The 17,649-nt window shown below is 73.6% G+C and carries 17 protein-coding genes; 5 read left to right on the plus strand and 12 right to left on the minus strand.

Annotated elements, in window-relative coordinates; translation table 11 throughout:
• Window positions 1-131: 131 nt before the first annotated feature.
• From HNR68_RS16390 to HNR68_RS26860, 3 genes are read right to left on the minus strand one after another with little or no spacing between them, the layout of a single operon-like run.
• Window positions 132-776 (minus strand): nucleoside/nucleotide kinase family protein, encoded by a 645-nt coding sequence (locus HNR68_RS16390; RefSeq protein ID WP_343050185.1) that lies wholly within the window; start codon window positions 774-776, stop codon window positions 132-134.
• A complete protein-coding gene (locus HNR68_RS16395; RefSeq protein ID WP_246330465.1) occupies window positions 773-1,705 on the minus strand; it encodes a sugar porter family MFS transporter in 933 nt (310 codons plus the stop codon). The genes HNR68_RS16390 and HNR68_RS16395 overlap by 4 nt, the downstream gene beginning before the upstream one ends.
• Entirely contained in the window at window positions 1,702-2,166 is a 465-nt protein-coding gene (locus HNR68_RS26860; RefSeq protein ID WP_246330466.1) for an MFS transporter, read from the minus strand. Before HNR68_RS26860 ends, HNR68_RS16395 begins: the two co-directional genes overlap by 4 nt.
• Before the next feature lie 169 nt (window positions 2,167-2,335).
• On the opposite strand from HNR68_RS26860, the gene HNR68_RS16400 reads away from it, so the two are divergent.
• Together HNR68_RS16400 and HNR68_RS16405 are read left to right on the plus strand one after the other, a co-directional pair.
• On the plus strand, window positions 2,336-3,331 hold the full coding sequence (locus tag HNR68_RS16400) for a LacI family DNA-binding transcriptional regulator (protein ID WP_179722046.1): 996 nt from the start codon (window positions 2,336-2,338) through the stop codon (window positions 3,329-3,331).
• A gap of 237 nt (window positions 3,332-3,568) precedes the next feature.
• Window positions 3,569-4,261: a GNAT family N-acetyltransferase gene (locus HNR68_RS16405; protein ID WP_179722049.1), complete on the plus strand. Its 693-nt coding sequence runs from the start codon at window positions 3,569-3,571 to the stop codon at window positions 4,259-4,261.
• A gap of 4 nt (window positions 4,262-4,265) precedes the next feature.
• Here HNR68_RS16405 and HNR68_RS16410 read toward each other — a convergent pair whose 3' ends face one another.
• Window positions 4,266-5,411, minus strand: coding sequence for a glycosyltransferase family 9 protein (locus HNR68_RS16410; RefSeq protein WP_179722052.1), 1,146 nt, complete (start codon window positions 5,409-5,411; stop codon window positions 4,266-4,268).
• A gap of 40 nt (window positions 5,412-5,451) precedes the next feature.
• Window positions 5,452-6,198, minus strand: coding sequence for an SDR family oxidoreductase (locus tag HNR68_RS16415; RefSeq protein ID WP_380573668.1), 747 nt, complete (start codon window positions 6,196-6,198; stop codon window positions 5,452-5,454).
• Window positions 6,199-6,264: 66 nt separating this feature from the next.
• Between HNR68_RS16415 and HNR68_RS16420 the strand changes: the two genes are divergently transcribed.
• Entirely contained in the window at window positions 6,265-7,284 is a 1,020-nt protein-coding gene (locus HNR68_RS16420; protein ID WP_179722057.1) for an exonuclease domain-containing protein, read from the plus strand.
• Between the two features lie 3 nt (window positions 7,285-7,287).
• Here the strand turns inward: HNR68_RS16420 and HNR68_RS16425 are convergent, their stop codons facing one another.
• Window positions 7,288-10,389, minus strand: coding sequence for a UvrD-helicase domain-containing protein (locus tag HNR68_RS16425; RefSeq protein ID WP_179722060.1), 3,102 nt, complete (start codon window positions 10,387-10,389; stop codon window positions 7,288-7,290).
• A 56-nt stretch (window positions 10,390-10,445) separates the two neighbouring features.
• On the minus strand, window positions 10,446-11,258 hold the full coding sequence (locus HNR68_RS16430; RefSeq protein WP_179722063.1) for a pentapeptide repeat-containing protein: 813 nt from the start codon (window positions 11,256-11,258) through the stop codon (window positions 10,446-10,448).
• A gap of 86 nt (window positions 11,259-11,344) precedes the next feature.
• Between HNR68_RS16430 and HNR68_RS16435 the strand changes: the two genes are divergently transcribed.
• The gene (locus HNR68_RS16435) at window positions 11,345-12,445 is read left to right on the plus strand and encodes a coiled-coil domain-containing protein (protein WP_179722066.1); all 1,101 of its coding nucleotides are present in this window, start codon (window positions 11,345-11,347) and stop codon (window positions 12,443-12,445) included.
• 95 nt (window positions 12,446-12,540) lie between these two features.
• Here the strand turns inward: HNR68_RS16435 and HNR68_RS16440 are convergent, their stop codons facing one another.
• From HNR68_RS16440 to HNR68_RS16455, 4 genes are all read right to left on the minus strand, one after another.
• Entirely contained in the window at window positions 12,541-13,080 is a 540-nt protein-coding gene (locus tag HNR68_RS16440) for a GNAT family N-acetyltransferase (protein ID WP_179722069.1), read from the minus strand.
• 138 nt (window positions 13,081-13,218) lie between these two features.
• Window positions 13,219-14,205 carry a malate dehydrogenase gene (locus tag HNR68_RS16445; protein ID WP_179722072.1) on the minus strand — a complete coding sequence of 329 codons (987 nt, stop codon included), beginning with the start codon at window positions 14,203-14,205 and terminating at the stop codon, window positions 13,219-13,221.
• A gap of 203 nt (window positions 14,206-14,408) precedes the next feature.
• Window positions 14,409-14,678, minus strand: a complete 270-nt coding sequence (locus tag HNR68_RS16450) for a YdeI/OmpD-associated family protein (protein WP_179722075.1) — start codon at window positions 14,676-14,678, stop codon at window positions 14,409-14,411.
• Between the two features lie 48 nt (window positions 14,679-14,726).
• Window positions 14,727-15,512, minus strand: coding sequence for an SDR family oxidoreductase (locus tag HNR68_RS16455; protein ID WP_179722078.1), 786 nt, complete (start codon window positions 15,510-15,512; stop codon window positions 14,727-14,729).
• 387 nt (window positions 15,513-15,899) lie between these two features.
• Between HNR68_RS16455 and trpS the strand changes: the two genes are divergently transcribed.
• Window positions 15,900-16,952, plus strand: a complete 1,053-nt coding sequence (gene trpS / locus HNR68_RS16460) for a tryptophan--tRNA ligase (RefSeq protein WP_179722080.1) — start codon at window positions 15,900-15,902, stop codon at window positions 16,950-16,952.
• Between the two features lie 71 nt (window positions 16,953-17,023).
• On the opposite strand, the gene HNR68_RS16465 is transcribed toward trpS, so the two are convergent.
• A complete protein-coding gene (locus HNR68_RS16465; RefSeq protein WP_179722083.1) occupies window positions 17,024-17,596 on the minus strand; it encodes an ASCH domain-containing protein in 573 nt (190 codons plus the stop codon).
• Window positions 17,597-17,649 lie beyond the last annotated feature (53 nt).

Consider the following 17,649-nt stretch of genomic DNA (forward strand, 5'->3'; position numbering starts at 1 on the left):
TCGCATGGAGCAGCCTGTTTCCCTCGACCGGACCACGCCGAGCGCGCGGGAACGCAGCGGCCCGTGGTTCGGGCCTGGTGGCGACGCAGGCCCGGACCACGGGCTCACCTGGCATGCTCGCCCCGCGTGTCTCACGCCGGGTCGGCGGTGATGACGAGGTCGGCGCGGGCGCGGGTGGGGGCGATGAGCGCGGCGTTGCGGGAGTCGGTGCGCCGCACCCACTCCCGTGCCTGCTCCGGGGTCTTGCCGTACTCGATGTGGCGGCGGACCAGGCGCGCTTCGCGCTCGTCGTCGGGCGGGGCGAGGAACCACGCCTCGTCGAGCAGCCCGCGCACGTGCGCCCACGGGCCCTCGTCGAGCAGCAGGTAGTTGCCCTCGGTGATCACCAGCGGGACCTCCGGCGGGACCGCGATCGCCCCGGCGTAGGACTCCTCGACCTCGCGGTGGAACTGCGGGGCGTAGACCGTGTTCCCGTCTGGTTCGCGGATCCGGCGCAGCAGCGCCACGTAGCCGGCGGCGTCGAAGGTGTCCGGGGCGCCCTTGCGGTCCTGCCTGCCCAGCCGGCGCAGTTCGGCCCCGGCGAGGTGGAAGCCGTCCATGGGCACCACGACCGCCGCCGGCCCCAGCTCGCGGAGCAGCTTCTCCGCCACGGTCCCCTTGCCGGAGCCGGGGGCCCCGGCGATGCCGAGGACCCGGCGTCGCCCCGCGGCGGCCAGGGACCTGGCCCGCTCGACCAGGTCCGCCAGGTCGCCGGGGTGCTGCACCGGGGTGGTCACGAGGTGGTCTCCCCGCGCAGGGAGGACTCGATGTCCTCCAGGGTGCGGTTCTTGGTCTCCGGCAGCTTGCGGTACAGGTAGACCAGACCGGCCACGCCGAGCAGGCCGTAGAGCCAGAACAGCCCGGTGGGGGTCAGGGCGTTGATCAGCGTCAGCACCGAGATCGACACCAGGAAGTCCAGGCCCCAGTGGGTGACGGTGCCGACGCTGGAGGCCTTGCCGCGCACCGCGGTCGGGAACACCTCGCTGTTGATCAGCCAGATGGCCAGGCCGAGGCTGGCGGCGAACGCGGCCTCGTAGACCATCAGGCCGACGGTCAGCAGCAGCCCGAGCCCTTCGACGCTGGGCAGCAGGTAGAGCGCGCCGAGGCCGAACAGCACCACGATGACCACGCTCGTGCCGCCCAGCAGCAGCGGCCGGCGGCCGACCTTGTCGATGAACAGCAGCGCGATCACGGTGAAGATCATGTTGGCCGCGCCGATGCCGACCGAGGACAGGATCGCCCCGGTGGAGCCCATGCCCGCCTGCTTGAGGATGGTGGGCGCGTAGTAGATGACGGCGTTGACGCCGACGAGCTGGTTGGTGGCGGCCACGGCGAAGCCGAGCATGACCGCGGGACGCAGCTTCGGGCTGAGCAGGTCCCGGTAGCGGAACCGGCTCTCCTCCCGCATGGCCGTCGAGATCTCCTCCAGCGCCGCCTCGGCGTCCTCCGGCGAGTGCGTGCGCAGCAGCGCGGTGCGCGCGTCCTCGACCCGGCCGCGTGCCAGCAGCCACCGCGGGCTCTCCCCGAGCACGAACAGCCCGGCGAGCATCACCACGGAGGGCAGCACGGCCAGGCCGACCATCCACCGCCAGCCGCCGCTGTCGGCGTAGGCGTAGCCGACGAGGTAGGAGGCGAAGATGCCGATGGTGATCATCAGCTGGTTCATCGACACCAGCCGGCCGCGCAGCGTGGGGGGGGGGCGATCTCGGCGATGTAGGTGGGCACGACCAGCGAGGCGCCGCCGATGGCCAGGCCGAGCAGGACCCGTGCGCTGAGGAGGACCTCGGTGCCGGGGGCGAAGGCCGACAGCAGCGCCCCGAGGGTGAACACCGCCGACAGCACGATGAGGGTGACCTTGCGGCCGATGCGGTCGACCACCGGCCCGGCGCCGATCGACCCGACGATCGCGCCCAGCAGCAGCGAGGAGACCACGACCTCCTGCATGCCTTCGGACAACCCGAACTCCGGGGCGATGTAGAGCAGGGCCGCGGAGATGACGCCGGTGTCGTAGCCGAAGAGGAGACCGCCGAGCGCGGCGATGGCCGAAGCGCCGAAGATCGCCCCGCTGCGGCCGCGGACCTTGCCGGTCGCCTCCTCCTGGGCCAGGCCCGAGTGCGATGTGCTCATGAGTGCGTGTGCCTTTCCCGACCCGTCGCGCGGGTCGGTGCCGTGCGCCCGCAGGGCGCGGACTCGTCCTTGAGTGGTCGGCACCGTAAACCGGAGTTAAGCGCTTGCGCAAGCGTTTGCCTGATATCGTTCCGGCAACCGACCAAGACACAGAGGGGTGTGGGCGGCGATGGCGACGCTGGCCGATGTGGCGCGGCTGGCCGGGGTGTCCACGGCGACGGTCTCGCACGTCGTCAACGGCACCCGCACGGTGCGCGAGGAGACCCGCAGAGCGGTCGAGGCCGCCATCAAGGCCACCAACTACAGCCCGAACACCCTCGCCCGGTCCCTGGCCACCGCCAGCACCCGCTCGATCGCGGTGGTCATGTCGGCCATCTCCAACCCCTACTTCGGCCAGGTGCTGCAGGGCATCGAGTCCGAGGCGGTGCGCGCCGGCTACACGCTGCTGCTGGCCGACTCCCGCGACGACGCCGAGCACGAGCTCACCGTGGTGCGCAACATGCACGAACGCCGGGTGGACGGCATGATCCTGGCGCCCTCGGCCGACGCCGGCGAGGCGCTGGAGTACCTCAAGGCCCGGTCGGTGCCCGTGGTGCTCGCCGACCGCCTCATCGACGAGACCTACGACCAGGTCGGTCCGGAGAACGCCGAGCCCACCGCCCGCCTGGTCGACCACCTCGCCGAGCTCGGGCACACGCGCATCGCGCTGGTCTCCGGGCGCAGCGGCCTGGCCACCACCGACGAACGCGTCCGGGGCTACCGGGACGCCCTGCAGCGCAACGGGTTGGCCTTCGACCCCGAGCTGCTGGTCGAGGGACGCTCCGAGACCGGTTCGGCCGCGCGCGCCACGGCACGCCTGCTCGAGCACCCGGAGCGCCCGACGGCGATCATCGCGGCGAACAACAGCATGACGATCGGCGTGATGCAGGCGCTGCACACCGCCGGGCTGCGGGTGCCCGACGACATCGCGCTGGTCGGCTTCGACGACTTCCCGTGGGCGGACTGCTTCTCCCCGCGGCTGACCGTCATCGCCCAGCCCTGCGAGCAGATCGGCAGCACCGCCGCGCGGCTGCTGCTGCGCCGCCTGGCCGATCGCGACGCCGAACCCGAGACCCACCGCCTGCCCTCCCGGCTGGTGCACCGCGACTCCTGCGGCTGCACCTGAGCACCACCCCGCTGCGCGGGACGCCGTTCCCGGGCCGTGCGTGGAAGCCGTGGCTCGCACGCCGGCGAGTCTGCGTCCGCGCCCGCCGCGTCCTGGCCGGGGCCGCGGGCCTGGTGCTGGCGCGGACACCGGGTGAGCGTGGGCGCGTGTTCCACAGTGGAGCCCCCCGTGTCGGGGCTGCTGCGGTGCCCGCGTGGACAATGGCCGCGGCGAACCCGGCACGAGAGGCCCAGCACGATGATCGACCGCGACACCAGCCCGCTGGACGACCCGGTGGGCGCGTCCCTGCGCGGTCACCACGCGCACCTGGGCCGCGGGCTGGGCCGGGTCGCCACCTACCAGCCGCAGGTGGCGACGTTCGCCACGGTCACCCTCGACCCGGGTCCGCAGGAGTGGGCCGACCTCGCCCGGCTGCTGGGGCGTGGCGGGCTCGCGGACCTGTTCAGCAGCCCGGTGAGCCCGCCCCCGGACTGGGAACCGGTCTTCGACCTGGACGGCCGCCAGATGGTGTGGTGCGGCGACCGGCCCGCCGACGACCCGGACGACGGCGTGGTCGAGCTCGGGGCGGACAGCACCGCGGAGATGCTCGAGCTCACCGAGCGGACCCGGCCGGGCCCGTTCTGGGAGCGCACCCGCGAGCTCGGCACCTACCTCGGTGTCCGGGACCACGGTGCGCTGGTGGCGATGGCGGGCGAGCGGCTGCGGCCGCCGGGGTGGACTGAGATCAGCGCGGTGTGCACCGCGCCCGAGGCGCGCGGGCGGGGCCACGCCGCCCGGCTGATCACCGCGCTCGTCCGCCGCATCCTCGACCGCGGCGAACGCCCCTTCCTGCACGTGGTCGAGTCCAACACCGCCGCCCTCGCGCTCTACGAGAAGCTGGGCTTCCGCACCCGCACGGCGGTGACCTTCCGGGGTTTCCGCATCCCGTAGCCGATCAGCTCGGGGTGTCGGCGGGCAGGTGGTCGGCCAGCAGGTCGTCCACCGAGTACAGCAGGTCGCGGCGGCCACCGAAGAGGGCGTGCACGCGGGTGGCGTGCTCGCGCAGCGCGGTGTCGAAGTCGAGCCCGTCCAGCACGCGGGCGGCGCCGTCGAGCAGTTCGGGCAGGTCGGCGTCGATGCGGGCGGCCGACATGCTCGGGGAGCGGGGCCCGTCGTCGTCGACGGGGTCCGGGGTGTTGCCCAGCATGACGTAGCAGGGGAAGCGGTCCAGGTCGGGCAGCACGGAGTAGAACGGCACGCCGGGGTTGAAGTAGTACTCGGCCCAGTCGTTGCCCGCCAGCGCCAGCCACGGTGTGCCCGCGGCCATCGCGGCGAAGGCGAACCCGGTGTGCGGTGACAGCAGCAGGTCGCAGCGCTGCAGGACGGCCAGCTGCCGGTCCAGCGGCAGGTCGACCGCCCACGTCACCTGCGGGACGACCGAGGCGAGGGCGTCGAACTCGGCGCGGGAGAAGCCGGTGCTGGTGCGGCCGTCGTCGGCGTGCTTGCCGGTCAGCACGAACCGGGCCTGCGGCCAGCGCTCGACGAAAGCTTCGAGGACGCGCTGCCACGACGCCAGCGAGGGGTAGCGCCAGTGTTCGGAGCTGCCGGCGGGCAGCACCGCGATGGTGGGGCCGTCGTGGTCGGGCAGCAGGCCGCCCGCCCAGTCGCGGGCCTCGGCGGGCAACGCCAGCCGCAGCGGGTTGCGCCGCCGGTAGGACGGGCGGGGTGCGCCGACCTGCGTGTGCCCGCGCGTGGTGCGGAAGTGCTGGGCGGACAGCTCGTAGTAGCGCTGCAGGCCGGGGAAGATGTCGTGCTGCCAGCTCTGGTGGCCGCGCGGGTCGTCGACGACCCAGTCCCACTCGGGTGGGACGTGCGCCAGCATCCCGGGATCGCCGGGCTGGAACACGTCGAGGTCCACCGTGTGCACCTCGTCGATCGCCTCGCACCAGTCGGCCAGCTGCACCGCGGTCGCGGAGTTGAGCACCACCCCGATGCGCCGGTCGGGGTCGGCCGCGCGGTAGCCGAGGGCGTACTGCAGCGCCTCCACGGCGTGCCCGACCGGGTGGCAGTAGACGAAGTTGATCAGCAGCGACTCACCCACACCCGGCAGCCTAGAGGCGGCAGCAACGGGTTTTCCCGCGTCACAGGCCGCCGGCCACCCGCAGCACCGCCCCGGTGGTGTAGGTGGCCTCCGGGCCCAGCAGCCACCCGATGGCGGGCGCGATCTCCTCGGGCTCCCCGGCGCGCCCGACCGGCACCCGCGGCGCGGTGGTGTCGACGCGGTCGGGGGCACCGGCGTCGGCGTGGATGCCGGTGCGCACCAGGCCGGGCGCGACCGCGTTGACCCGCACCCCCTCCTGGGCGAGTTCCTTGGCCAGGCCGGCGGTGAAGGCTTCCACCGCAGCCTTGGCGCCCGCGTAGTGCACGTACTCGTGCGGAGCGCCCAGGGTGGCGGCGCTGGAGGAGACGTTGACGATCGCCCCACCGGCACCACCGCGCCGGGTCGACATCACCTGCGCGGCGCGGCGCGCGCACAGCACGGTGCCGAGGAAGTTGACGTCGATGACCTGCCGGATCGCCGACACCGGGGTGTCGGCCAAGTCCGCCAGGTGCGCGGTCAGCCCGGCGTTGTTGACCAGCCCGGTCACCACCCCGACCTCGGCGGCCGCAGCGAACAACCGGTCCACGTCGGACTCCTGGCTGACGTCGGCGCGCACCGGCACGCAGCGGACGCCGTGCGCAGCGGCCTCGGCGGCGACCTGCTCGGCACTGCCGCGGTCGCCGCGGTAGCACAGCACGAGGTCGTGGCCGGCGCGCGCCAGCCACAGCGCGGTGGCCGCACCGATCCCGCGGCCACCACCGGTGATGATCGTGAGAGGACGCACCACCGGATGATGCCACGCCCGGTGGACCGGGCCAGGTGAGCCGTCGGGTGATCTCGGTACGGTGCGGGGGTGATCAACTCAGCTTCGTGGGCGGACGGTCCACTGCTGGCCTTCGACCTGGAGACCACCGGCACCGACACCGTCCATGACCGGATCGTCACCGCCGCCGTGGTCGCCATCGTCCCCGGCCAGGCCCCGCGGGTGCGCACGTGGCTGGCCGATCCGGGGGTGGAGATCCCCGACGGCGCGGCGCGGGTGCACGGCATCACCACCGACCACGCCCGCCGGCACGGCCGCGACGCCGCCGAGGTGGTCGCCGACGTGGCCGAGGCGCTGGGCGAGTCGTGGTGCGCGAGCACGCCGTTGTGCGTGTTCAACGCCCCGTTCGACCTGTCGCTGCTGCAGGCCGAGCTGCGCCGCCACCACGACCGCGACCTGGACCTGGCCGGTCCGGTGGTCGACCCGCGCTGCCTGGACAAGCACCTGGACCGCTACCGGCGGGGCAAGCGCACCCTCGCAGACCTGTGCGCGCACTACCGGGTGCGGCACGACGCGGCCCACGAGGCCGCCGGTGACGCCCTGGCGTGTGCCCGCCTGGCGTGGCGGCTGGCCAAGGCCCACCCGGCCGCGATCGGCACCCGCCCGCTGGCCGAGCTGCACCGGGACCAGGTCGCCTGGCACCGGGACCAGCAGCTGGCCTTCGCCGACCACCTCGAGCGCCTCGCCGGGCGCGCCACCGACGCGGCCGAGGCCGACCAGTTGCGCCACCGGGCCGCCGGGGTGCGGGCCGACGCCGACGGCTGGCCGGTGAAGACCGCGGCCCGACCCGTCCCCGGCGGTGCGTGGCCGCGGCTGGAGGAACGCCTCAGCCGGGACCTGCAGGCGTGGATCGCCAGCGCCCCCACCACGGTCTGCCGCGCGATGCCTGCCGGCGCCGACACCCGGGCGCAGGTGACCGCCTTCTACGCGCTCGACCACCGCACCCGGTGCCCGGAGACCTCCCAGTGCCGCGTCCTGCTGGACCTGCTCGACCGGGGCCACGTCGCCGAAGCCCGGGCTCTCGTCGCCGACCTCGCCGCCGGGGCCTGAGCGTCACAGCAGCGACAGCTGCGCCGGCCGCGGGCGGCGGGCGGGAGTATCGGTCTCGGTCACCGCGTCCCCGAGGCCGGTCAGGAACGGCGAGCGGGTGCGGTCCTGGGTGCTGCCGCGGACGGTGCGGCGCGCCGCGTGGGTGAGGTAGAGGTGGTCCTGGGCGCGGGTCATGCCCACGAAGAACAGGCGCCGTTCCTCCGCGGTGTCGGCCTCGGTGGTCTCGGTGCCGGGCCAGCGCAGCGGCAGCAGCCCGTCCTCGCAGCCCACCACGAACACGACCGGGAACTCCAGGCCCTTGGCGGCGTGCAGGGTCAGCAGGGAGATCGCCTCGGCCCGCGGGTCGAGGGTGTCGACCTCGGCACCGAGCAGCACCTCCCGGCAGAACCGCGGCACGTCCTGGCCGCAGCGCTGCGCCAGCGGCCCGAGCACCTCCACGGCGGTGTGGATGTCGTCGCGCTGCTCGTCGGGCACGGTGTCGGCGACGAGCTTGGCGGCCGCGCGCAGCTGCTCGGTGACCGGGCCGGTGCGGTCGGCGACGTGCAGCAGCTCGGCCACCAGCAGCTCCACGCCCGGGCGGGACGAGAGCCGGTCGTGGGAGCGCTTCTGCACCGGCAGCCCGCAGCGGGTGAGCTCGTCGAGGACGGCGTGGGACTGGGCGTCGGTGCGGTAGAGCACGGCGATGTCGTTGAACCCGATCCCGCCGGGCCCGTCCCCGGTGACGCGGCCGCTGTCGAGGGAGTGGAACGACGACCCGCCGAGGAGCTGGTCGATGGTGCGGGCCACGAACGCCGCTTCGGCGCGTTCGTCGGCGGCCCGGTGCACCACGACGCGGTGGGCCTGGCGGGGCGCGGCGGCGTGCAGCGCCCGGTCCCGGACCAGTGTGGACGGTGCGATGGCGCGCAGCGCGCCGGTGAGGATGTGCGCACCGCTGCGGTAGTTGCGGGTCAGGGCCAGCACCGGGGCGCCGGCGTAGTCCTGCTCGAAGCGCAGGAAGAACCCGACGTCGGCGCCGCGGAAGGAGTAGATGGCCTGGTCGGGGTCGCCGATGGCGGTCAGGTTGGCCCCGGCGGGGGCGATCAGCCGCAGCAGCCGGTACTGCAGTTCGTCGACGTCCTGGTACTCGTCGACCACGATCCACCGGTAGCGCTGCTGGTAGTGCTCGGCGAGGTCGGGGCGGTCGGTGAGCAGCTGGACGGGCAGCGCGACCAGGTCGTCGAAGTCGACCAGGTCGGCCTGCCGCAGCGCGGTGAGGTAGTCGGCCAGCAGCGGGTGGTCGCTGCCGGTGCGGCGCGCCAGCGACAGCTGCGGGGCGGTCTGGCGGGCGCTGCGCTCGTCGCCGGTGAGACCGGTGAGGACCTGGTGCCGGCGGGCGGCGTCGGCCAGCCCGAAGTCGGCGCTGAGGCCGAGGTGCTCGTGCTGCTCCCGCAGCAGCTGCAGGCCGAAGGAGTGGAAGGTGGCCACGGTGATGCGCTCGGCGCCCTCGCCGATGAGGCCCGCCAGTCGCTCGGTCATCTCCTCGGCGGCGCGGCGGGTGAAGGTGATGGCCAGGCACTGGGCGGGGTCGACGTCGCGTTCCAGCACCAGGTGCGCCAGCCGGTGGGTGATGGTGCGGGTCTTGCCGGTGCCGGGCCCGGCCACGATCAGCAGCGGTCCGCCGGCGACCGCCGCGGCGGCACGCTGGTCGGGGTCCAGACCCGCCAGCACCCCTTCTCCGGAGGGCGCGCTGACCGGCTCGGGCTCGGCAGCCGCGGGCGCAGCAGCGGCCGGGGCTGGTGCCGGCGCGGCCGCGGGCTCGGGCTGCGGGGCGAACAGGGCGTCGTCGAACAACGCCGGCGCACCGCCGGTGCGCAGCCGGGTGAGCTCGGCGGGCTGGAACAGCCGGATCGTGCCGTACTCGCCGTCGTAGCCGGCCTCGCGCAGCACCTGCCCGCTGCGCAGCCGCTCGATGGCCTCGGCCACCGCAGGGTCGGTGCGGCGCAGGTCCTCCAGTGCGACGTCTTCGAGGATGGCCAGCTCCGGGCCGTGCGCGGCGACCAGGTCGCTGACGCGGCCGAACACCGTCTTGCTCTTCGGGCCCACGCCGAGGATCTCGCCGACGATCTCCGGCAGCGGGATGAGGTTGCGGAACCCCGCCGCGCCGTCGGGGCGGACGCCTTCCGGGCGGTCGGCCAACGCGTCGACGCGGTGCAGCACCCCGACGGTCAGCGGCTTGCCGCAGTCCGGGCAGCGGCCGCCGTGCGCGCGGGTGTCGCCGGGTTCCATGCGCACCTGGCACTTGCGGTGCCCGTCGAGGTGGTACTTGCCTTCCTCGGGGAAGAACTCCACGGTGCCGGCGAAGCCCTCGCCGGTCTCCAGTGCGCGCTTGACGGCGAAGTAGTCCAGGTCGGTGTCGAAGACGGTGGCCTCGCGGCCCAGCATCGGCGGCGAGTGCGCGTCGGAGTGGCTGACCAGCGTGTACTTGTCCAGCGCCGAGACCCGCCAGTTCATCTCCGGGTCCGACGACAACCCGGTCTCCAGGGCGAAGACGTGCCCGGCCAGGTCGCGGTAGCAGTCCTCGACGGCGTCGAAACCCGCCTTGGACCCCAGCACCGCGAACCACGGGGTCCAGATGTGGGCGGGCACCAGGTAGGCGCCGTCGCCGGACTCCAGGGTGATCTCCAGCAGGTCCCGGGAGTCCAGGCCGAGGATGGGGCGGCCGTCGGAGCCGAGGTTGCCGATCCGGCCCAGCCGCCGGGTGAACTCCTCCGCGGCGGCGAAGTCCGGCAGGTAGCACAGGTGGTGGACCTTGCGGGTGCGCTCGCCGTACTTGTAGATCGTCGAGATCTCACCCGACAGCATGAACCGCACCGGGCCCCGGCACTGCGCGGGCTGACTGCGCGCCATCTCCCGGTCCAGGTCCTGGCGCAACCGGAACACGCCGGGCTCGGCGGGTTCGAGGACCTCGCGCAGGTGCGCCGACCACGCGGGGTGGGTGATGTCGCCGGTGCCGACCAGGGTGATGCCCTTGCGACGCGCCCACCACGTCAGGTGCTCGACGTCGCAGTCCTTGCTGCACGCGCGCGAGTACTTCGAGTGGATGTGCAGATCGGCGTAGAAGCGCACGCGGCGATCTTGCCAGCACCACACCCCGCACCGGCCTCAGGGGTGGGCGCCGGTGGTCACCAGTGCGCGGGCCGCTGCAACCGAGCGGGGACCGCGGTGGCGGCATCGCCCCGGGCGGCGTTGACCTGCGCCTGGGTCAGGAACAACGCGTCCCGCAGATCGGCCCCGCGCACATCGGTGTCCCGCAAGTCCGCCCCGATGACATCAGCCGACCGCAGGTCCGCCCCGCGCAGATCAGCGGCGATGAGCAACGCCCCACGCAAGTTCGCGCCCCGCCACCGCGCACCGCGCTGGCACGCCCCCACCAAGTCCGCGCCACGGTGGTTCACCCGCCCACCGGCCTGCGCGCGCACCAGTGCACTGGTGCGCACCAACAGGGTGTCGACGTCCCGCCGCACCGCGGCCACGTCCAACCCCACCAGCTCCGCGGCCTCGCCCCGAGTCAGCGCCTCGACCTGGCGCACCGCCCGCCGCAGGTCGGCGTGCACCGCGGCGGCCTCCGGGCGGCTGAGCGCATCCACCAGGTACCACAGCAGTTCGTGCAACTGCCGCACCACGGCGAACGCGGCGAACATCGGCCCCCGCGCACCGCTGCGCCAGTCCCGGCCACCGAAGGTCACCTGCGAGACCTTCTGGCCCGCCCCGAAGCAGTCGAACACCGCGCACCCGGCGAACCCGCGCCGACGCAGCTGCGCGTGGATGCCGCAGGAGAAGTCGTTCGCCAGGTGCGTGCACGGTGTGCCGGCGTCCTTGTCCACGGCGAAGTCGGCCGAGGCGGCGAAGGGCAGCGCCACGCAGCACAGCCCGAAGCAGCGGCGGCAGTCGGCGTGCAACCCGAGATCAGCGGCGGTGGGGGTGCGGTCGGACAACGCGCATGCGCTCCCAGTCGGTGGGCGGGACCCGCCCCATTGTCCCCGAGCGCACCGCCACCGGCGCCTCCGGTACGGTCCCAGGCATGGGCGAGGCGGCAGCCGAACAGAGCGGGGTGTGCCGGTACCCCGGGTGCACACGCCAGGTCGTGCGCACCTCCGGCCCCGGCCGGCCGGCCGAGTACTGCGACCTGCCCGAGCACACCCGCTGGCGCGCCTGGAAAGAACGGCAGCGCCGGCAGGCCGCCCAACAGCAGCAGGCCACCGCCCCCGTCTCGACGGCCGAGTACGACGGAGCACGGCTGCGCGCCGAGGAACTGCTGCGCCAGTACCGGCTGCTGTCCGAGCAGCTGACCCGCAACCTGCGCGCCGGGCTGGACGAACTGGCCAAGATCACCGACCCCAGCGCGGCCGAGGCCCAGATCCAGGCGGCGCACGCCGAAGCCGCCCACCGCGTCGCCCAAGCCGAGCAAGCCCTGGCCACCGCGCAGCAGCAGCGCCGCGAGGCCGAACGAGCCCGCACCGCCGCCGAGGAAGCCGCCGAAGACGCCGCGGCCGCCGCCGAGCAGGCCGGCCACGAGGCCGAACTCGCCCGCAAGGAACGCGACGACGCCGTGGAAGCCGCCGAGGCTGCTCGCGAACAGGCGCGGCAGGACGTCGAAGCGGCCCGCAACGAAGCCGAGGTCGCCATCGCCGCGGCCCGCCGCGAAGCCGACCAGCAGGTCGCCGAAGCACGCGAGGCCGCCGAGCGAGCCAAGGCCGACGCCGCCGCGCAGGTCCAGGCCGCCCAGGAGGAAGCACGGCAGGAGATCGCCGAGGCCGCGCAGGCCAAGGCCGACGCCATCGAACGCGCGGCCCGGGCCGAGCAGGCCGCCGAAACCGCGCAAGCCCAGCTGGCCGAGCTCAAGCGCGCCGCCGAGGACGCCCGCGCCGAAGTGCGCCGCCAGCACGACGAACTCGCCGCCCTGCGGCAGCAGCAGGCCGAGGAACTGCGCCGACTGCGCGCCGAGGCCGCCGAGCGCCTGCAGGCCGAGCGCGACGCCGCCGCCCAGCAGCTGGCCGCGCTGCGCGAGGCGCAGTCGCACGCCCAGACGCGCGCCGACCGCGCCGAACGCCAGCTCGACCAGGTCACCGAGGAACTGCGCCGGTTGCGCGCGACCGGGCAGCAGACCACCGGGCAGAACTGACCCGCGCCACACCACCGCGGCCCGGCGCCCGGTCGTGGTGACCACGTCGGACCGTCCCGCGGCCACATCGGACACCGCACAGCGACCGGGTGCTGTCAGCGGGTCAGACGCCACACGAGGTCGATGCCGGCCTGGCCGGGCAGCGCTGGTTCCCGGGGCGGGCTGCGGCGCTCGACGCAGGTGAAGCCGAGACGCTCCGGAACACCCCGGCTGGCGGTGTTGCCCTCGTCGTGCCAGATCTCGACGTGGTCGATGCCGGGCAGCGCCAGCGCTTGCTCGACCAACGCGGCCGTACCGGTGGTGGCCAGGCCGCGGCCGGTGTGCGCCGGGTGCAGCCAGTAGCCGATCTCCAGCCCGGTGGGACCGATCCTGCGGTGCAGGCCGATGCACCCGGCGAGGACACCGCCGACGGTGATGGCGTAGACGTAGGCGTCCCCGCTGCGCCAGTCGCGCTGGCACTGCTGCAGGAACCGCGCCGCAGCGTCCAGGGGGTAGTCACCGGCCGCCCACGGCAGCCACGGCCGCAGGTGCGGCAGGGCGTCGCTGACCGTGCGGTGCAGCGCGGCCAGGTCGGTGCCGCGCCAGCGGCGCAGGACAGCTGAAGCCAGTGCGATCTGTTCAGCGGGACGCTCCACGCACCGATGCTGCAGGCCCCGCAGGCGCGGTGGCAACCGGGTTGATCCCACCCGGCGCCGCAGCAGCACGTCGGGGCCGCACCCCGGTGTGGGTGCGGCCCCGAACGGTGGGCTGGGTGCCCGTGGTCGACGCGCGACTCAGATCAAGCCGAGCTTGCGCACCGCGTCGCGCTCCTCGACCAGCTCGTTGACCGAAGCGTCGATGCGCGAGCGGGAGAACTCGTCGATCTCCAGGCCCTGCACGATCTCGAACTTGCCGTCGCGGGCGACGACCGGGAAGGACGAGATCAAGCCCTCCGGCACACCGTAGGAGCCGTCGGAGACCACCGCAGCGGAGGTCCAGTCACCCTCGGGGGTGCCGTTGACCCAGGTGTGGATGTGGTCGATCGCGGCGTTGGCGGCCGAGGCCGCCGAGGAGGCACCGCGGGCCTCGATGATGGCCGCGCCACGCTTGGCCACGGTGGGGATGAACTCGTCGGTCAGCCAGGACTGCTCGACCTGCTCAGCGGCGATCTTGCCGCCGACCTCGGCGTGGAACAGGTCCGGGTACTGGGTCGCCGAGTGGTTGCCCCAGATGGTCATCTTCTTGATGTCGGTGACCGGCACGTTGAGCTTCTGCGCCAGCTGCGTCAGCGCCCGGTTGTGGTCCAGCCGGGTCATCGCGGTGAACCGCTCCGCCGGCACGTCCGGGGCGTGGGCCTGGGCGATGAGCGCGTTGGTGTTGGCCGGGTTGCCGACCACCAGCACGCGCACGTCGTCGGCGGCGCCGGCGTTGATGGCCTCGCCCTGAGGCTTGAAGATGCCGCCGTTGGCCTCCAGCAGGTCACCGCGCTCCATGCCCTTGGTGCGCGGGCGGGCGCCGACCAGCAGCGCGACGTTGGTGCCGTCGAAGGCGGTGCGCGCGTCATCGGTGATGTCGATGCTCTGCAGCAGCGGGAACGCGCAGTCGTCCAGCTCCATCGCGGTGCCCTCGGCCGCCTTGACCGCCTGCGGGATCTCCAGCAAGCGGAGCTTGATCGGGGTGTCGGGCCCGATGAGCTGACCGGAGGCGATCCGGAACAGCAACGCGTAGCCGATCTGACCGGCCGCACCGGTGACGGTCACGGTGACGGGAGCTTTGGTCATGAGGTTTCGTTCTCCTGCTCGCCGGGTGATTGCCTAGCCCGGATGCTATCCCCACCGCCACTGCGCTGCGGCGGGCCCGCCACGGATCACAGTGGACCCCACGCAGGACCGATTCAGCCGCCCGAGTGACCACCACAGGAGAGGTGGTGCCACGACCGTGGTGCCCGCGACCTGCCGAACCCCGGTGCACGAGATCACAACGGTCACGGGCGGCCGGTGCGCTCGCGGTGCGTGCAGCCCGGCCAGCAGCACGGGCGACGCTTGCCCTCCAGCAGCTCCTCCCGCGTCCGCCGGATGCGACGCTGCCGAGTGGCCTCCTGCTTGGCGTCCTCGACCCAGCAGATGAACTCGTTGCGAGCCAGGGGAGTGATGTCGTGCCACGCCTCGAGCGCGGCACCCTCGGCGGTCAACGCCTCGCGCAGGTCAGCGGGCAGCTCGTGCACCACGCCACCCGGTACGTGCTGGTCGGTCACACCCGCCACGGTAACGACACCACCCCCGGAGCGCCGCACCCGCGCCGCTCAGAGCATCCGCTTGCCACCCCCGGCGAAGATCGTCTGACCAGTGACCCAACGAGCCTGGTGCGAAGCCAGGAACACCACCAGGTCGGCGATGTCCTCGGGGTGCCCCACCCGCCCCAGCGGGCTCAGCTCAGCGGCACGCGCCCGCGCCTCCGGCGACAGCCACCCGGTCTGCACCGGACCGGGCGCGACGATGTTGACCGTGATGCCCGCGGGCCCCAACTCCACCGCCGCCGACCGCGCCAGCGACTCCAGCGCGCTCAACGCGGCCGCGTGCGAGACCTCCCCGGCCGCCCCGCCGGCGGTGTCAGCGGAGACGGTGACGACCCGCCCCCAATCGGCCCCGCGACGCAGGTGACGCCGGTGGAACTCCGCCACCAGCAACGCCGGGGCACGGGCGTTGCGCGCGAAGTGGGCGTCGAGCCCCGCGGCGTCGAAGGGCACCTGCCCGCGTCCCGGGTCGGGCCGGAACGTGTCGGGCACGCGGTGCCCGACCGTGGTCACCAAGACCTCCACCGGCCCGGCCACCTCCTCGGCGTGGTCGAAGACCCGCGACGCCGCGGCAGGACCGGCCAGCTCGACGCTCAGCGACTCGGCCACAGCACCAGCGGTGCGCAGCGCATCCCGCACGTGGTCGGCCCCGCTCACCCCGTCCCCGGGCTCGCTGACCAGCACGACACGGCAGCCCTGGCGAGCCAGGGCGCGGGCGGTGGCCGCACCGACGCCCAGCGGCGCGTCGACACCGGTGACCACCGCCACCCGGTCACGCAAACGAGGGTCGATCACCAGGCGCTCCGGCCCGGACCAGGGCGTTCAGCCATCGAGCGGACCTCCACCACGGGCGAGCCCGGCCTGCCGCGACCAGGCGGGGGAATGCACACCGATGGGGTCGGGCCCTCTCCGCAGGCGGCCCGACCACCGACACTGCTGTTGATCTTATGCGCCGCCGCCTCGACCGCCCACCTCACACCGGCCTGAGCCCACCGGCGAGACCGAGTACAGTGGCAAACCGTGATCCGCAGTTCGTGCCAGGCGTGGTGGCGCTCCGCGTAGGAGCGGCCGCCAGCACGTGCACGACACCGTCCCGGGCCGTTCGGATGAACGGCCCGTTCCCACGCCTCCCCACGGCGCCGCCGTCACCCGAACCGGCCCGCCGAGCAGTTCGGGAGAGCCATGACCAGCGTGATCGAGACCGCCCCGGCCCACCGCCGCAGCGCCGAGCTCGACGACCTCATCCAGCAGCACCCCCACCGGTTCCGCGTGCTCACCGGTGACCGCCCCACCGGCCGGCTGCACCTGGGCCACTACTTCGGCACCCTGCACAACCGGGTCCGCCTGCAACAGCACGGCGTGGAACTGGTGGTGGTCATCGCCGACTACCAGGTGCTCACCGACCGAGACGTCGCCGAGCACCTGCCCCAGCACGTCGAGGACCTCGTGCTGGACTACCTGGCCGCCGGCATCGACCCGCAGCACGCCACGATCTTCACCCACAGCGCGGTCCCCGCGCTCAACCAGCTGCTGCTGCCGTTCCTGAGCCTGGTCTCGGTCGCCGAGCTCAACCGCAACCCCACGGTCAAGGACGAGATCACCCACTCCCGGCAAGCCGCGGTCAGCGGCCTCATGTTCACCTACCCCGCACACCAAGCGGCCGACATCCTGTTCTGCAAGGCCAACCTGGTGCCCGTCGGCCAAGACCAGCTGCCGCACCTGGAACTGACCCGCACCATCGCGCGCCGCTTCAACGACCGCTACCAGCCACTGTTCCCCCAACCCGACGCACTGCTGTCACCCGCACCGCTGCTGCTGGGCACCGACGGCACGAAGATGAGCAAGAGCCGCGGCAACGCGATCCTACTGTCGGCCACCGCCGACGAGACCGCCCGCCAGATCCGCGGCGCCAAGACCGACTCCCAACGCCACATCACCTACGACCCGCACAACCGCCCGGAAGTCGCCAGCCTGCTCCTGCTCGCCGGGCTGTGCACCGGGCGAGACCCGCAGGACCTGGCCGACGAGATCGGCCCGAACGGCGCGGCCGCGCTCAAGACGCTCGTCACCGAAGCGGTCAACGAACACCTCGCGCCACTGCGCGCCCGGCGCGCCGACCTTGCCACCGACCGCGCACACCTGCGGGAAGTCCTGCGCCGCGGCAACGCCACCGCCAACGAGATGGCCGAGACCACCCTCACCGAAGTCCGCGAAGCGATGGCCACCCACTACTGAAGGTCGAGCGCACCGCCGAGCGGTGCGGGGGAGAGCCGGGGTAGCGCTGCACCCGCACCGCTCGACGGACCTCAGCCCGAGACCTCCAGGAAGGCGCGCCCGCGCGCCGACAACCCGAACCCCGCACCGTGCGGCTCCACCAGCCCCAGCTCCCGCAACCGCCACAGGTCCGACTTGCAACGCGAGACCGGCCGGTTCTGCTCCGCGGCCAACTCCGCCGCACGAACCCCCGGACGCGCCGCCAACTCCGCCAGCACCTGCCGCGTCCACGGACCCCGCGGAGCCGACACGTCCAACCGCGCCAACTCGCGGTCGATCCGCTCCCGCTCCCGCGCACCCAGCACCACCGGCTCCGGCACCGGACCCTCCGCGGGCCCCTCGAAGTGCAACACCACCCGGTACACCTCGCCGCGCCCGTGCTTGTCCAGCGACGACCGCAACCCCGCCGCCGAACCGAACCCAGCGCGCCGCGCATCGGCGTCGGTGAGCTCACCAGGATCGACCCGGGTCACCGCACCGATGCCGATCGTCCCCACCGCTGTGCTCAACCGGCTGCCCGGCTCAGCCAACCGGCTGGGCCAGCGCAGATAGGCCTCGGTGATCTCACCGGCGGCCACACCCCGCAGGATCCGCTTGCTCAACACCCCACCCACGCTAGCGGCCCCCGACCGCCCGACCTGCGACGGGACGCCGCTGC

It is taken from the genome of Saccharopolyspora hordei, from assembly GCF_013410345.1.
Taxonomy (GTDB): Bacteria; Actinomycetota; Actinomycetes; order Mycobacteriales; family Pseudonocardiaceae; genus Saccharopolyspora; species Saccharopolyspora hordei.

What these genes read in the sequence shown, in the direction of transcription:
- HNR68_RS26860 (WP_246330466.1), bottom strand. Translation starts at nt 2,166, where the DNA reads ATGAGCACATCGCACTCGGGCCTGGCCCAGGAGGAGGCGACCGGCAAG.
- HNR68_RS16445 (WP_179722072.1), bottom strand. Translation starts at nt 14,205, where the DNA reads ATGACCAAAGCTCCCGTCACCGTGACCGTCACCGGTGCGGCCGGTCAG.
- HNR68_RS16400 (WP_179722046.1), top strand. Translation starts at nt 2,336, where the DNA reads ATGGCGACGCTGGCCGATGTGGCGCGGCTGGCCGGGGTGTCCACGGCG.
- trpS (WP_179722080.1), top strand. Translation starts at nt 15,900, where the DNA reads ATGACCAGCGTGATCGAGACCGCCCCGGCCCACCGCCGCAGCGCCGAG.
- HNR68_RS16405 (WP_179722049.1), top strand. Translation starts at nt 3,569, where the DNA reads ATGATCGACCGCGACACCAGCCCGCTGGACGACCCGGTGGGCGCGTCC.
- HNR68_RS16435 (WP_179722066.1), top strand. Translation starts at nt 11,345, where the DNA reads ATGGGCGAGGCGGCAGCCGAACAGAGCGGGGTGTGCCGGTACCCCGGG.
- HNR68_RS16395 (WP_246330465.1), bottom strand. Translation starts at nt 1,705, where the DNA reads ATGAACCAGCTGATGATCACCATCGGCATCTTCGCCTCCTACCTCGTC.